Below are 14570 nucleotides of genomic sequence, written 5' to 3'. Positions count from 1 at the left end.
GTCCGGCGGTGGTCGGTCCGGCGGGTCGCGCGGCGGAGGCGGCGGCTTCGGCGGCAGCTCCCGGCGCTCGAGCGGCGGGTCCCGTGGCGGCCGCCGCGGCGGCGGAGGCCGATTCTAGAACGTGCGAACAGTCCCCATCCATCCAACGAAAGGCAGCCCCCATGGTTAAGCAGTCCATCCTCGGTCGTATCTCGCAACTGGCCAAGGCCAACATCAACGCACTGCTCGACCAGGCGGAAGACCCCGCCCTGATGCTCGACCAGATGGTTCGCGACTACACCAACAGCATCGCCGAGGCCGAGAGCGCCGTCGCCCAGACCATCGGCAACCTGCGACTCATCGAGCAGGACTACGCGGAAGACGTGGCCGCCGCCAACGACTGGGGTCGCAAGGCTCTCGCCGCGAGCTCCAAGGCCGACGAGCTGCGCACCGGGGGCAACGCCGTCGACGCCGACAAGTTCGACAACCTCGCCAAGGTGGCCCTCGGCAAGCAGTTCCAGGCCGAGAAGGAGGCGAAGGACGCCCAGCCGACCATCACCTCGCAGACGCTCGTGGTCGACAAGCTCAAGAGCGGACTCGATTCGATGCGCGGCAAGCTCGGCGAGCTCACCTCGAAGCGCGACGAGCTCATCGCGCGGTCGAAGACCGTCGACGCCCAGCGTCAGGTGCAGGACGCGATCGGCTCGATCGACATGCTCGACCCCACGAGCGAGATCAGCCGTTTCGAAGACAAGATCCGCCGCGAGGAGGCCAAGGTGCTCGGACAGCAGGAGCTCGCGGCATCCAGCCTCGACGCCCAGTTCGAAAGCCTCGACGACCTCGACAAGCAGACCGAGATCGAGGCGCGCCTCGCCGCGCTCAAGCTCGGCGCCGGCGGTTCCGGGTCGCAGGCGCAGCTCGGCCAGTAGCCACGACGCGAGGGCCGGCGGGAATCATTCCCGCCGGCCCTTCGTTGCGTAACCCATGACTATTATCGGAATCATCGGAGCGGGACACATCGGCGGCCAGGTAGCACGTGCGGCCATCACGGCGGGATACGACGTCGTGATCAGCAACTCGCGCGGGCCGGAGACGCTCACCGAACTCGTCGCGGAGCTCGGTCCTCGGGCTCGGGCCGCCACCGCCGCCGAGGCCGCGGCGGCCGGCGACTTCGCCGTCGTCACGGTGCCGCTGAAGAACTACACGGAGGTCCCCGTCGCCGAACTGGCGGGCAAGATCGTGATCGACACGAACAACTACTACTTCGAGCGCGACGGCCACATCGCCGAGCTCGACGACGGCAGCGCCACGGTGACCGGCCTGCTGCAGGCGCACCTGGCCGAGAGCCGCGTCGCGAAGGGCTTCAACGCGATCGAGTTCGGCGACATCACCACCGACGGCGCCCCGGCCGGAACCGCGGGCCGCCGCGCTCTCGTGACTTCGAGCGACTTCGACGACGCGGCCGCGCTCGTCACCCGCTTCTACGACGAGATCGGGTTCGACACCGTCAACGCCGGGCCGCTGAGCGAGAGCTGGCGCATCGAACGCGACCAGCCCGGATACGGCGCGACCGGCGACGTGGCCGAGATGACCGCGTTCCTCGCAGAAGCCAAGCGGAACGTAGATACTGAGTAGGTGCCAGCCACCTTCGTCGTCATCCCCCAGTGGCAGGGCTCCGGCTCGTCGCGCGCCCTCCGACTCGGGGACGGCGCGGAGGCGATCCGGGGCGACCTGCCGGCCTCCTCCACCCGCGTCGTAGAGGTGCCCCTGGAGGCGGGCGACAGCCTCGGCTCCGGCCTGGCCCGGCTCGGCTCGCTGCAGCTCGTACGCGAGCGCAGCCGCGACGTGCTCGCCGACGTGCCCGACTGGGCGCTCGCCATCGGGGGCGACTGCGGCATCGCGCTCGCGCCGATCGAACACGCCATCGACCGCACCGCCGGCGACCTCGCCGTGGTCTGGTTCGACGCGCACCCCGACCTGAACACGCTCGGCAGTTCGCCGTCGGGCGCGTTCTCCGGCATGGTGTTGCGCACGCTGCTGGGCGACGGCGTCGACGATCTGGTTCCGGCCGCGCCGCTCGCCGCCGACCGGCTCGTGCTCGCCGGGGTGCGGTCGGTCGACGACGACGAGGACGCCTACCTCGCCGGCTCGGGCATCCGGCACGTGGGCGTCGACGAACTCCAGGCGGCCGACGGGCTCGTCTCGGCGGTCGAGGCGACCGGTGCCGCATCCGTCTATCTGCACATCGACCTCGACGTGCTCGACCCGGCAGAACTGCACGGCTTGAGCGATCCGGTTCCGTTCGGGCTCAGCGCCGCGAACCTGGTGCAGGCGATCCGCGCGGTCAAGGCCCGTCACCCGATCGCCGGTGCGAGCATCGCCGGCTTCTCGCCCGCCAGCGTCGACGCCGCGGCCGACGACCTGCCGACGATCCTGCGCATCATCGGGGCGCTCACCTCGCCGTAGCCGCGTCTCGACAGGACGGTTTTGTAGGTTCGGCCGCTCGACAGCACGGTTTGGGGCGGATGATTCGTCGCATCCTGTTCACCGGCTGGCCGCGCCCCGCCGCGTGAATAGGCTGGGGCCATGACGCAGAGCAGCGAGACACCGGCCAGCGACCCCAGGATCACCGTCGACCGCGAGGGGCACGTGCTGCTCATCGGGTTCGACCGGGCAGACAAGCGCAACGCCGCCGACTTCCGCCTGCTGCAGGAGCTCTCGCTCGCCTACGCCGAACTCGAGAGCGACCCCGACCTGCGTGTCGGCTTCGTGTACGCGCACGGCGACCACTTCACCGGCGGTCTCGACCTCGCCGACGTCGGCCCGCGCATCGGCGCCGACGGGCTCGACATCACCGCCGACGGGGGCATCAACCCGTGGCAGGTCTCCGGGGTATCGCTCACCAAGCCGGTCGTCGTCGCGGTGCAGGGCACCTGCCTGACCCTCGGCATCGAACTGATCCTGTCGGCCGACATCGCCGTCGCCGCCGAGTCGACGCGGTTCGGCCAGATCGAGGTCGCGCGCGGCATCCTGCCGTTCGGCGGCGCGACGATCCGCTTCCCGCGCGCGGTCGGCTGGGGCAACGCGATGCGCTGGATGCTGACCGGCGACCTGTTCGACACCGCCGAGGCGCTCCGCATCGGGCTCGTGCAGGAGGTCGTCGCCGACGGCGCGCAGTACGACCGCGGGCTCGAGCTGGCGCGCCGCATCGCCGCGCAGGCTCCGCTGGCCGTGCAGGCGGCGCTCGCCAACGCGCGGCTCGCGGTTCGAGAGTCGGATGCCGCGGCCGAGGCCGCCCTGCAGCCCGAGCTCGTGCGGCTGGCGGCGAGCGAGGACGCCGCGATCGGCATGCGCGCGTTCGTGTCGCGACAGCCGGCCGAGTTCGTCGGGCGCTGAGGGAGGGGCGCTGAGCGCACGCGCGGCCGCTCGACAGGACGGACCGCGACGTCGTGACCTTAACCGTCCTGTCGAACGGTCGCGGCGGTCAGAACGTCCTGTCGGGCAGCGCTGGCCGCGACATCCGATGCTCGCCCGCGGTCAGCCGCTCCCGGTAGCCTCTGATCATGACCGAAACCGAGTTTGACCTCATCGTTATCGGCGGCGGCGCCGTCGCCGAGAACGTCGCCGACCGTGCCGTCCAGGGCGGCCTGACCGCCGTTCTGATCGAAAGCGAACTGGTGGGCGGTGAGTGTTCCTACTGGGCCTGCATGCCGTCGAAGGCGCTCCTGCGCAGCGGCATCGCCCTGCGTGCCGCCCAGAACGTCGGGGGCTCGAGTCAGGCCGTGACGGGCGGGATCGACGTCGCCGCCACCCTGCGCCGCCGCGACTCGTTCACCAGCAACTGGGACGACCAGGGTCAGGTCGACTGGGTCGAGGGCGCCGGCATCGCCCTCGTGCGCGGCCACGGCCGCATCACCGGGGTCAAGACCGTCTCTGTCGAAGCCGCCGACGGCACGCTCACCCACCTCACCGCGCGGCACGCCGTCGTGGTGAGCACCGGTTCCGATCCGCTGCTGCCCGACGTCGACGGCCTCGCCGACGCGAACCCCTGGACTCCGCGCGACGCCACGAGCGCGAAGGTCATCCCCGACAGCCTCGCCATCATCGGCGGCGGAGTCGTCGCCGTCGAGATGGCGACCGCCTACGCCAGCTTCGGATGCGCCGTGACCGTGATCGCGCGCGGCGGCCTCCTGGGCAAAGAAGAAGACTTCGCGGCCGAACTCGTCTCCGAATCGCTCGGGAAGCTCGGCGCGACCATGCGGCTCGGCGTCTCGCCCACGGCGGCGCAGCGCGGCGCAGACGGGGTCACCCTCACCCTGTCGGATGGCGGCACCGTTACCGCCGCCGAGGTTCTCGTGGCCACCGGCCGCGCGCCCCGCTCCGGCGACATCGGCCTCGATGCCGTCGGGCTCGAGCCCGGCGACTGGCTCGACGTCGACGACACGATGCTGGTGCGCGGCGAGACCAACCACAAGCACGGCTGGCTCTACGCCACCGGCGACGTGAACCACCGCGCGCTGCTCACCCACCAGGGCAAGTACCAGGCGCGTGCCGCAGGCGATGTGATCGTCGCGCGCGCCCTCGGTACCGGCGTGCACGCCGGCAGGTGGGGCGCGCACGCCGCGACCGCCGACCACGCGGCCGTGCCGCAGGTCACCTTCAGCGACCCCGAGGTCGCGTCGGTCGGGCTCACCAGCGTGGCCGCCGCGGAGGCCGGCTACGAGACCCGCGTCGTCGACTACGAGCTGGGCAACGTCGCGGGCGCGAGTCTGCATGCGGACGGCTACGTCGGCCGCGCGCGTATGGTCGTCGACGAGAAGCGCGGCGTGCTGCTCGGCGTCACCTTCGTCGGGCAGGACGTGAGCGAGCTCATCCACGCCGCCACCATCGCGATCGTCGGCGAGGTGCCGATCGACCGGCTGTGGCATGCCGTGCCCGCGTATCCGACGATGAACGAGATCTGGCTGCGGCTGCTCGAGACCTACGGTCGGCCCTAGGCGCGGCCTCGGCTCTAGGCGCGGCCTCGGGCCTTGCCCTGGGCGAGGCCCTCGTACACGTCGAGCAGGATCGACGTGGACGCCGCCCAGCTGAAGCCCTCCGCGAACTGGCGGGCGGAGAGCGAGAGCTCCTCGTAGAGCAGGGGGTCGTCGAGCAGCACCGAGATCACCCGGGCCCACTCCGCGGGGTCGCGCGAATCGACGAGCACGCCCGACTCGCCGTCGGCCACCGACTCGACCAGCCCCGACACCCGCTGCGCGACGACGGGTGTTCCGCTAGCGGCCGATTCGAGCGCCACGAGCCCGAAGGTCTCGGAGTGCGACGGCACGAGGGTGATGGTCGCGGCGGCGAGCAGCTCGGCGACCGCCTCGCGCGACAGCGCTCCGACGAACCGCACGTCGCCCGCGACGCCGAGTTCGCTCGCGAGCTCGTGCAGCGCCACCATGTAGCGCTCCGAGCCGGGCGTCGGCTCGCCGGCGATCACGAGCAGCGGGCGGGGTGCGGGCAGCTCGGCGAGCGCGCGCACTGCGAGACGCTGGCCCTTCAACTCCTGTACGCGGCCAACGACGGCCAGCAGCGGCCTGCCGCTCTCGACCCCGAGCGCGAGGCGCACCGCGTCGCCCGCGTCGTTCTCCGGCCGGAACAGCCCGCTGTCGACGCCGGGCGGCATGATCCACACCTTGTCGACCTGCGCGCCCACGTGCTCGATGAGATTGTCGACCTCCGCGGTGGAACTCGCGATGACCGCGTCGGCCTGCATGGCGAGGAACGACTCGCTGCGCACGCGGCGCTCGGGCTCGGTCAGCAGCGTCCCCGCCGGCATCGCCCGATGCTTCATGTGGCCGAGAGTGTGGAAGCTCTGCACGAACGGGATTCCGAGCTCGATGGCCACGGGCAGCGCCGCGATGCCGCTCAGCCAGTAGTGGGCGTGCACGATGTCGTACCCGCGCGACTGCCGGCCCGCGAGCCGCGCCACCGCCTCGCCGAACTCGTCGGCGACCGTCGACAGCCGGTCCTTCGACACGACGCCGAGATCGCCCGCCTCCAGTTCGTGCAGGGTCACCCCCGGCACCAGCTCGGTCACGGCGGCCGGACCGTTCGACCGGGTCAGCAGGTCGACCTCGATGCCGAACGCCGCGAGCTGGCGCGCGAGCCCGAGGATGGCGACGTTCATCCCGCCCGCGTCGGCGGTTCCGGGGTTCGCCGCGGGCGAGGTGTGCATCGACACCATCGCCACCCGTTGCACGTCGCCAGCCATACGCCCACTGTATTGTGCGGAGTATGTCTGAGGCACGACCGAATGACCCTCCGTGGGTCGCGCGGGCGCCCTGGGTCGTGCGCGCGATCAGACGATGGTCGGATGCCGCGGCTCGGGTTCCCGCTCTCCGACGTGTCATCCTGCACCCGGCGGTCGCTCGCCCCGGCTTCTGGATCGCCAGCGGCGCCGGCCTCGTCTGGGGTACCGCGATGAGTCTCGGGCGCATCCGCGGCGCCGGCGGCGTTATCGTCGCCCGCCGCTGCCCGCGGTGGAGCTTCGGTCGCGGCGGCACGACGATCGGTGCTGTCTACCTGACGAACACCACTGTCTCGCGCGCCGTACTCGAGCACGAGGCCGTTCACCGTGCACAGTGGAAGAAGTACGGGCTCGCTTTTATCCCGCTCTACATCGCCGCCGGTACCGACGCGCGAACGAACCGCTTCGAAATCGAGGCCGGACTCCACAAGGGTAACTACGCATGACGAAGACGATCGTAATCACGGGCGCGAGCGGCGGCATCGGAGCCGTGGCGGCCAAGCGGCTCGCCGCGGAAGGTTGGGACGTCGCCGTCGTGGGACGCAACCCCGAGCGCACGGCTTCCGTCGCGGCATCCGTCGGGGGCACCGCCTTCGTCGCCGACTACGACCGACTCGACGACGTGCGCGACCTCGCGGCCTCGTTGCTGGAGCGGTACCCGCGCATCGACGTGCTGGTGAACAACGCGGGCGGCCTGACGAGCGAGCGCGGGAGCACCGCCGACGGGCACGAGCGCAACTTCCAGCACAACCACCTCGCCCCGTACCTGCTGACCCGCCTGCTGCTCCCCCGGCTGCTCGAGAGTGGTGCCCGGGTGGTCTCCACGTCGAGCCTCATGAACCTCGCCGGGCGCGTGCGGCTCGAAGACCTCGACTGGGAGAAGCGGGCCTGGCTCGGCGGCTGGCAGGCCTACGGAACGAGCAAGCTGGAGACGATCATGTTCATGCGCGAACTCTCCGCCCGCACCGGCCTCGAGGCCTACTCGTTCCACCCGGGCTACGTCGCCACCGGCTTCGGAGCCGACAGCACGTTCATCAAGCTCTCTTTCCGTCTGCGGCCCGGAGGCCTCGGCATCTCGGTCGAGCAGGGCGCCGAGCCGCTCGTGCTTCTCGCCTCGGGCGCGGCCGCGCCGGCGCCGAGCGGCACCTACTACGACCAGCTCGCCCCCTACGGACGCACCAGGGCCCAGGCCGACGACGAGGACATCGCGGCTGGGCTGTGGATCAAGAGCGCCCAGCTCGTCGGGGTGCCGGCGTGACCTACACGGTTCGGGCCGTGGCACCGGCCGACGCCGACCAGTGGCGCGACCTGTACAGCGCCTATCGCGAGTTCTACGCGATGGTGCCCGACGCCGAGCTCGTCGACCGCGTCTGGGGCTGGATCGGCGACGCCGCCCACGAGACCGACGCGCTCGTCGCCGTCGACGGGCACGGCACTCTCGCCGGCCTCGCGCACTACCGCCGGTTCGCGCGGCCTTCGTCGGGAACGACCGGCCTGTGGCTCGACGACCTGTTCACCCGACCCGACCTGCGCGGCGGCGGGGTGGGCCGCGCCCTCATCGACGCCGTCACGCGCATCGCCGACGACGAGCAGCTGAGCGTGGTGCGCTGGATCACGAATGAGAACAACGCCACGGCCAGGCGCCTCTACGACACCATGGCGACCGCCACCAAGTGGGTGACGTACGACCGACCCGTCAGTTCGAGCTGAGCGTGCGGGCCGCGCCGTCGTGGGCAATCCACGCGTAGACCTGGTGGTCGTCGAACGCCGACACGGGCAGCATCTCGCTCAGCCAGGCGTCGACCGAGCGGCGTAGAACCTGTCCGCGGTCGCGCACGAGCCAGCAGACACCGAAGCGTCCGGGTGCCACGAGTTCGACGATGTCGGTCTCGCTCTGCACCTCGACGAAGACCTGTCCTCGCGCCTTCGAGGGAAGCGTGGCGAGGATCGTCTGCATAACGGGCAGCGACGTCTCGTCGCCGGCGAGAAGGATGCGGTCGCTGGCGGCCGGGTTCCAGCCGACCGACGCGGCGTTCTCGTCGAGGTGGGTCATGCATCCAGTATAGGCATGCCTTACCTAATTCCCACAGGCCGCGGTCGCCCTGTGGGAATACTCTCAGTGTATGGAATTCGGAATCTACAGCTTCGGCGACGTTCGCTACGACGGAGTCGACGAGAACCGCGTCGAGCAGACCCTCGCCGACACGATCGAGAGAATCAGGCTCGCGGATGACACGGGGCTCGACTACTTCGGACTCGGGGAGCACCACCGCCCCGACTATTCCATCTCGGCACCGGCGACCGTGCTGGCCGCCGCCTCCACCGTCACGTCGCGCATCAAGCTGGGCAGCGCGGTGACGGTGCTCAGCACGGAAGACCCGGTGCGCGTCTTCCAGCAGTTCGCCACGATCGACCTGCTCAGCCACGGCCGCGCCGAGCTCGTGGCCGGCCGCGGCTCGTTCACCGAGTCGTTCCCGATCTTCGGGGCGAGCCTCGACGACTACGACGCTCTCTACGCCGAGAAGCTCGATCTGCTGCTCACGCTCAACGACGAGGAGGTCGTGACCTGGAGCGGCCGCTTCCGCCCCGCCCTCGACCACCAGCAGATCCTGCCGCGACCGAGCCAGCGCGGTGATCACCCGGGGAAGCTCGACATCTGGGTTGCCACGGGCGGCAACCCCGAATCATCCGCCCGCGCCGGCGCTCTCGGCGTGCCCGTCAGCTACGCCATCATCGGCGGGCACCCCGAACGCTTCGCTCCCCTGTTCGACCTGTACCGCCGCTCGGCCCTCCAGCACGGGCACGACCCGGCCACGCTGCGCACCGCCATCGCGGCCCCCGGCTTCGTAGGCACCGACTCGCGCACGGCCAAAGACACGTTCTACCCGTACTGGATCGAATCGATGGCGCGCATCTCGTCCGAACGCGGTTTCCCCACGCCGACGCGCGAGACCTACGACGACATGGTCGATACCCGCGGCGCCATCTTCGTGGGAAGTCCCGACGAGGTCGCCGCGAAGATCGTGCACGTGCACTGCCACCTCGGCATGGACCGCGTCGGCCTGCAGATGGACTGGTCGGGTGTGCCGCAGGAGCTGGTGCTCGAGTCGATCCGCCTGTTCGCGACCGAGGTCGCGCCGCGGGTGCGGAAGGCCCTGGCCGACGGTCGCTGAGCCGCTCGCGGTCGCTGAGCCGCTTACGGTCGCTGAGCCTGTCGAAGCGCCCGTTACCAACTCGAAACCCCTCGCTCACCCGTCGACTTGATAATGTCTCGACCATGAGACGACACGGTGTGGTGGGCCTGCTGGGTTCCGGGCTGCTCGTGATCGCGCTCACGCTCACGCTCACGGGCTGCACGACGAAGAGCCCCCTCGTTCTCGCTCGACCGACGAACTCGCCCATTCCGATGCCCACACTGGTGGACGTCGAAAAGATCACCTGCGACGACATCGTGCCGCCGGAGGACGTGGAGAGGTACACGGCCGCCGGCTGGGTCGAATCGCAGTCCTACGTCGACCAGTTGCTCGAAATGGACGATCCCCTCTCGGCCTTCGGACAGTTCGGCGGAGCGCTGTGCGCGTGGGGCGTGCCGGCGAGCGACCACGTGACGGTGATGGGTGCGGGCCCGATCGACGACCGGACGGTCGAGACGCAGAAGCAGAGGCTCGAGGCGGCCGGCTTCACGCTCAGCGACCACAACCGCGCCGAACTCTACCGGCTCGAGACCGAGGGTGGCGAGGAGAACTACCTGTTCGTCGCCGGGCACTGGTTCTACGCCAGCGACCTGGCCACGGCCGACCGGGTGCGACAGCGCGCCGACGTCGGCTGATGATGGCGCGCTTCGCCTATAGCACCGACGTCTCGGTCGGCTCGTGGATCGCACCCCGGCTGCGCGGCGACTTCGGCGCCGTGGGTCTTGTCTGTCCGACCGGGTTCGAGGCCTACGCGCGGGTGTTCCATCCGGTCGAGTCCTCCACCGCGTTTCCCCGACCTCGCACCTGGGCCGAGGTCGCCGCCGCGACCGGCCGGGTCGCCCACCCGACGATGCAGTGGCGGCACATCAGCGACGGCGGGGAAGACGGCGAGCCGGCCACGGGCTCTCTCGGTGAGCCGAGTCTCGCCGTGCTCGCCGCAGCGATGGGCGGCGACGCCCCCGTCACCATCGGCGTCTGGGTCGGCTACGGGCAGTACAACGGCTCCGTCTCGACCTTCACGGTGGCGGTTGGCGCGGACGACGGGGCGACGGAAGTCCCGGCGCCACACGAGGGATACGGGGCACACGAGGGATACGAGCCGACGTTCGACGTCGACCTGCCGTCCGGCCCCGTGCTCGCCCTTCCGGGGCGGGAGTACGCGCTGTTCCGGGGAACCCTGGGCGCACTGCGCGAACCGGGCTGGCGTCGAGAGAGCGGCTGGGCCTGGCGGTGGGACGAGACCCTCAACATCGCCTGGCCGCACGACCGCAGTTGGTTCATCGCGAGCGAGATCGACTTCGACTCGACGATCGTCGGCGGCTCGCGCGCGCTCGTCGACCGCGTGCTCGCCTCCGACCTCGAGACCGCCGAAGTCGCGGCGACGTCGGACCTCTCGTCGGAGGGCGACGTCGTCAATCGGTTGTGAGGGGCGCGTCCTTCGGTGTAGCCAGCCCCAGCGCCGGCATCAGCACGCCGTCGATCACCGAGATGAGGAACTCACGGTCGACCGGCTTGCGCAGCACGATGGTGCGGTAGGTCGCCATCGACTGACTGACGAGCGAGATCATCTCGATGTCGGTGTCGGCGGGGATCTCACCGCGGTCGATGGCGCGTTGCAGCAGCATGCGATTGACGGATGCCCGGGGCTCGACTATCGCGGCGAAGGCCGCGTCGGCGAGCTCGGGGTCGCGCGCGAGCATCGAGGTCAGACCGCCCATGATGCGCAGCTTCTTCTCGGCGTCGTGCATCGCGTGCGGCTTGATCATCGCGACGAGGTCGCCGCGCAGCGTGCCGGTGTCGGGCACGGCATCGGGGTCGATCTGCTTCATGCAGGCGACGGCTTCGATGACGAGCTCGCCCTTCGACGCCCACCGACGGTACAGCGTGGCCTTGCCGGCCTTGGCGCGGGCCGCCACCATGTCGATGGTCATGCCGTCGTAGCCGGCCTCCGCGAGAACCTCCAACGCGGCATCCAGAATCTCGGGATCGCGGGTGTGGTCGCGCTTTCGCCCGAGCTTGACCTTGGTTTCGGGATCGTTCAGCTGCGTCATTGCGGCTTTACTCCTCACTGTCGGAAGGTCTATTGTAGGCCACGAAGCGTTCCGGAACTTGATGTTCTCGAAACATCTCAATTCCGAAACTATATGGTTTCGAAACTGTGTGGTTCCGTATATAGTCGTCCCCATGACTCAGACCCTTCCCGTCGCCGCCTCCGTCGCGGCCCCGTCCCGTCGCTGGTGGACGCTGATCACCGTCGGCCTCGCCCAGCTGATGGTCGTGCTCGACTCCACGGTGGTCAACATCGCGCTTCCCGCCGCCCAGGCCGACCTCGACTTCTCTAATGGCGAGCGCCAGTGGATCATCACCGCCTACTCCCTCGCCTTCGGCAGCCTGCTTCTGCTCGGCGGTCGCCTCTCCGACCTCATGGGTCGCAAGCGCACCTTCATCATCGGCCTGATCGGCTTCGCCGCGGCCTCGGCCCTCGGTGGCGCGGCCGACAGCTTCGGGCTGCTCGTCGCTGCCCGGGCGCTGCAGGGAGTGTTCGGCGCGCTGCTCGCCCCGACCGCCCTCGCCGTGCTCACCACGACCTTCACGATCCCGAAGGAGCGCGCCCGCGCGTTCGGCGTCTTCGGCGCGATCGCCGGAGCGGGCGGCGCGGTCGGCCTGCTGCTCGGCGGTTTCCTCACCGAGAGATTCGACTGGCGCTGGAACCTCTACATCAACGTGGTCATCGCGATCATCGCCGTGATCGGCGCGATCGTGTTCGTCACCGACGCCCAGCGCACCGGCCCGCGTCCGAAGCTCGATATCCCCGGCACCATCTTCGTGTCCGGCGCCCTCTTCGGGCTCGTATTCGGACTGTCGAACGCCGAGACCGACGGCTGGGACTCGCCCCTCACCTGGGGCATGCTCGCCGGTTTCGCCGTGCTGATCACCGCGTTCGTGTTCTGGCAACGCCGCGCGACCCACCCGCTGCTCCCGCTGTCGATCGTGCTCGACCGCAACCGTGCGGCCGCGTACATCGCGGTCTTGCTCGCCGGTGCCGGCATGTTCGGCATCTTCCTTTTCGTGACCTACTACCTGCAGGCGTCGCTCGGCTACTCGCCGATCCAGACCGGGCTGTCGTTCCTGCCCATGATCGGCATGCTCGTGGTGGCCGCGCAGCTGGGCACCAACCTGCTGCTCCCCCGCTTCGGCCCGAAGATCATGGTGCCGTTCGGCATGACGATCTCCGCGGTCGGCATGGTGTTGCTCACCCGCCTCGACCTCGGCAGCAGCTACGTACCCGACGTCCTGATCCCGCTGATGATCCTCGGCTTCGGCATGGGATCGACGATGCCCGCCGCGATGCAGACAGCGACGCTCGGGGTGGACCGCGAGTTCGCCGGGGTCGCCTCCGCGATGGTGAACACCAGCCAGCAGGTCGGCGGGTCGATCGGCGTCGCCCTGCACAACACCCTCGCCGCGACGGCGGCGACCGACTATCTCGCCGCGAACCAGCCGGCGACGGCCGCCGTGGCCGCCCGCGCCGCGATCGAGAGCTACAACACCGCCTACTGGTGGGGAGCCGGCATCTTCGCGGCGGGCGCCGTGATCGCGGCGCTGCTGTTCCGCCGCCGCGGGCAGGGGCTCGCGCTGCACACGGTGCCGGCCGACGACGCGGAACCCGTGCTCGCGCACTAGCTCCATTGTGGCCAGATCGTGACCGACGGCGGCTGCCAGAAGCGCTATCCTTTCGCGCATGAGGGCCTGCACAGCAGCCGCCGCCACCGTCGCCGTCGCGTTCGCGCTGACACTCGGCGGGTGTGCGCCGTCGTTTCCCGACATCTCGGTCACCGTGACCCCGACCGCGCCCGCGCAGTCGCCCGCACCCACGCCGACACCCACGCAGATCGCCGACCCCGCCGCGCTCGCGTGTGACACGGTGCTCGACACGTCGTCGCTCGACGCCTTCGCGGCGCACGACTACCAGCTCAGCGACGATTTCGCCCAGCGTGCGGTCGACCAGGGCTGGCCCGAGGCGGCCTTCGTCACCTCGGGCGGCCTGCTCTGCCAGTGGGGTGTCGTGCGGTCGGATGCCTCCGAGTACTACGGGTTGGCGCCCATCACCGCCGAGCAGCGGGCGACGCAGATCGCCCGACTCGGTGCGGCGGGCTACAGCAACGAGATCTACGGCGACGGCGAACTCTTCACGGGAGCACTGACCGAAGGGGTGACCCTGCACTATCTCTTCGCCGGCGACCACTGGTTCGTGGGCTTCTCCACCGCGCGCATCGACGAGATCCGTCGCAACGCCGGGCTGAGCTAGCAGCGCAAGGGCTCGGCCGTCACCGGCTAAACCGTCACCACTGCGGCGGGTGCCTGCGCTGCCACGCGAACCGGCGCTCGAGCTGGGCACCGATGGCGAGCAGGGTGTGCTCGCCGCCCGGGCGACCGATCACCTGCACGCCCATGGGCAGGCCCGCATCCGTCACCGCGACCGGGAGCGTGATCGCCGGCAGCCCGCTCACGTTCGCGAACGAGGTGAACGGCGTGTACTGCACCTGCTGGGCGAAGTTGCGTTCGGGGTCGACCCGGTCGTACCAGCCGACGGGGCGCGGGGTCAGCGCGAGAGCGGGCGTCATCACCGCGTCAAAACGGGAAAACTGGCGGATGACACTGCGCTCGAACCTCGTCAGCGTCGACAGTGCCGTCGCGAGGTCGCGTGCGCTCAACTCGCGCCCGCGGGCGACGAGCCACCGGGTGAGCGGTTCGAGCAGCTCGAGTTCGTCGCCCTCGGCCGGGATGTTTGCCGCTCCGGCCTGCCAGAGCGTGCGGAACGCCGGACCGTAGCTTTCGTCGGGCTCCAGCTCGTAGTCCTGCAGCCCGTGGCCGAGCAGCGAGAGTTCGTACGCCGCCGTCGCAAGGGCGGATTCTGCCTCGGGCGACACGGTGATGTCGTACGAGTTGTCCCACGGCGAGGTGGTCATCACGCCGATCTCGAAGCGCCCTTCGCCCCGCACGGCGGCGTTGAGTAGCGCGCCGCCGTCCCACGACGGAGCCCGGGTGGCGTACTGGTAGCTGCCGCCCTCGACCATCGCGTCGAGCAGCATCGCGGCGTCGGC

17 protein-coding genes are annotated in these 14570 nt (G+C 70.1%); 13 read left to right on the top strand and 4 right to left on the bottom strand.

What is annotated here, in order from left to right; translation table 11 throughout:
* The first annotated feature begins 161 nt into the window (after positions 1–161).
* From ACLQ6X_RS06755 to ACLQ6X_RS06735, 5 genes are all read left to right on the top strand, one after another.
* Complete coding sequence (locus tag ACLQ6X_RS06755; RefSeq protein ID WP_411699408.1) at positions 162–908, top strand: PspA/IM30 family protein; 747 nt, start codon at positions 162–164, stop codon at positions 906–908.
* A 55-nt stretch (positions 909–963) separates the two neighbouring features.
* Positions 964–1614, top strand: a complete 651-nt coding sequence (locus ACLQ6X_RS06750; RefSeq protein ID WP_411699407.1) for an NADPH-dependent F420 reductase — start codon at positions 964–966, stop codon at positions 1612–1614.
* Positions 1615–2445: an arginase family protein gene (locus ACLQ6X_RS06745; RefSeq protein ID WP_411699406.1), complete on the top strand. Its 831-nt coding sequence runs from the start codon at positions 1615–1617 to the stop codon at positions 2443–2445.
* 120 nt (positions 2446–2565) lie between these two features.
* Positions 2566–3375, top strand: a complete 810-nt coding sequence (locus ACLQ6X_RS06740) for a crotonase/enoyl-CoA hydratase family protein (protein WP_411699405.1) — start codon at positions 2566–2568, stop codon at positions 3373–3375.
* A gap of 167 nt (positions 3376–3542) precedes the next feature.
* The gene (locus ACLQ6X_RS06735) at positions 3543–4976 is read left to right on the top strand and encodes a dihydrolipoyl dehydrogenase family protein (protein ID WP_411699404.1); all 1434 of its coding nucleotides are present in this window, start codon (positions 3543–3545) and stop codon (positions 4974–4976) included.
* Between the two features lie 14 nt (positions 4977–4990).
* On the opposite strand, the gene ACLQ6X_RS06730 is transcribed toward ACLQ6X_RS06735, so the two are convergent.
* Entirely contained in the window at positions 4991–6235 is a 1245-nt protein-coding gene (locus tag ACLQ6X_RS06730; protein WP_411699403.1) for a glycosyltransferase, read from the bottom strand.
* Positions 6236–6258: 23 nt separating this feature from the next.
* Here ACLQ6X_RS06730 and ACLQ6X_RS06725 point away from each other — a divergent pair, with 23 nt between their 5' ends.
* Genes ACLQ6X_RS06725 through ACLQ6X_RS06715 form a run of 3 tightly spaced genes read left to right on the top strand, consistent with a single transcriptional unit; the run spans position 6259 to position 7981 of the window.
* A complete protein-coding gene (locus ACLQ6X_RS06725; RefSeq protein WP_411699402.1) occupies positions 6259–6717 on the top strand; it encodes a hypothetical protein in 459 nt (152 codons plus the stop codon).
* Positions 6714–7529 carry an SDR family NAD(P)-dependent oxidoreductase gene (locus ACLQ6X_RS06720; RefSeq protein WP_411699401.1) on the top strand — a complete coding sequence of 272 codons (816 nt, stop codon included), beginning with the start codon at positions 6714–6716 and terminating at the stop codon, positions 7527–7529. The genes ACLQ6X_RS06725 and ACLQ6X_RS06720 overlap by 4 nt, the downstream gene beginning before the upstream one ends.
* Positions 7526–7981 (top strand): N-acetyltransferase family protein, encoded by a 456-nt coding sequence (locus tag ACLQ6X_RS06715; RefSeq protein ID WP_411699400.1) that lies wholly within the window; start codon positions 7526–7528, stop codon positions 7979–7981. Before ACLQ6X_RS06720 ends, ACLQ6X_RS06715 begins: the two co-directional genes overlap by 4 nt.
* Here ACLQ6X_RS06715 and ACLQ6X_RS06710 read toward each other — a convergent pair.
* Positions 7968–8324, bottom strand: a complete 357-nt coding sequence (locus tag ACLQ6X_RS06710) for a siderophore-interacting protein (protein ID WP_411699399.1) — start codon at positions 8322–8324, stop codon at positions 7968–7970. The genes ACLQ6X_RS06715 and ACLQ6X_RS06710 overlap by 14 nt on opposite strands.
* 70 nt (positions 8325–8394) lie before the next feature.
* Here ACLQ6X_RS06710 and ACLQ6X_RS06705 point away from each other — a divergent pair, with 70 nt between their 5' ends.
* The 3 genes from ACLQ6X_RS06705 (at position 8395) to ACLQ6X_RS06695 (ending at position 10891) form a co-directional block, all read left to right on the top strand.
* Positions 8395–9444, top strand: coding sequence for an LLM class flavin-dependent oxidoreductase (locus ACLQ6X_RS06705; protein ID WP_411699398.1), 1050 nt, complete (start codon positions 8395–8397; stop codon positions 9442–9444).
* Between the two features lie 104 nt (positions 9445–9548).
* Positions 9549–10100 (top strand): hypothetical protein, encoded by a 552-nt coding sequence (locus ACLQ6X_RS06700; RefSeq protein WP_411699397.1) that lies wholly within the window; start codon positions 9549–9551, stop codon positions 10098–10100.
* Entirely contained in the window at positions 10100–10891 is a 792-nt protein-coding gene (locus tag ACLQ6X_RS06695) for a hypothetical protein (protein ID WP_411699396.1), read from the top strand. The genes ACLQ6X_RS06700 and ACLQ6X_RS06695 overlap by 1 nt, the downstream gene beginning before the upstream one ends.
* Here ACLQ6X_RS06695 and ACLQ6X_RS06690 read toward each other — a convergent pair.
* On the bottom strand, positions 10878–11516 hold the full coding sequence (locus ACLQ6X_RS06690) for a TetR/AcrR family transcriptional regulator (RefSeq protein WP_411699395.1): 639 nt from the start codon (positions 11514–11516) through the stop codon (positions 10878–10880). The genes ACLQ6X_RS06695 and ACLQ6X_RS06690 overlap by 14 nt on opposite strands.
* A gap of 133 nt (positions 11517–11649) precedes the next feature.
* On the opposite strand from ACLQ6X_RS06690, the gene ACLQ6X_RS06685 reads away from it, so the two are divergent.
* The gene (locus tag ACLQ6X_RS06685) at positions 11650–13149 is read left to right on the top strand and encodes an MFS transporter (RefSeq protein WP_411699394.1); all 1500 of its coding nucleotides are present in this window, start codon (positions 11650–11652) and stop codon (positions 13147–13149) included.
* 58 nt (positions 13150–13207) lie between these two features.
* Positions 13208–13774: a hypothetical protein gene (locus tag ACLQ6X_RS06680; RefSeq protein WP_411699393.1), complete on the top strand. Its 567-nt coding sequence runs from the start codon at positions 13208–13210 to the stop codon at positions 13772–13774.
* 34 nt (positions 13775–13808) lie between these two features.
* Here ACLQ6X_RS06680 and ACLQ6X_RS06675 read toward each other — a convergent pair.
* A partial coding sequence (locus ACLQ6X_RS06675) for an amidase family protein (RefSeq protein ID WP_411699392.1) occupies positions 13809–14570 on the bottom strand: 762 nt, incomplete at its 5' end.

Source organism: Conyzicola sp., assembly GCF_046714715.1.
Taxonomy (GTDB): domain Bacteria; phylum Actinomycetota; class Actinomycetes; order Actinomycetales; family Microbacteriaceae; genus Conyzicola.
This window is presented reverse-complemented; position numbering and strand designations above follow the sequence as displayed.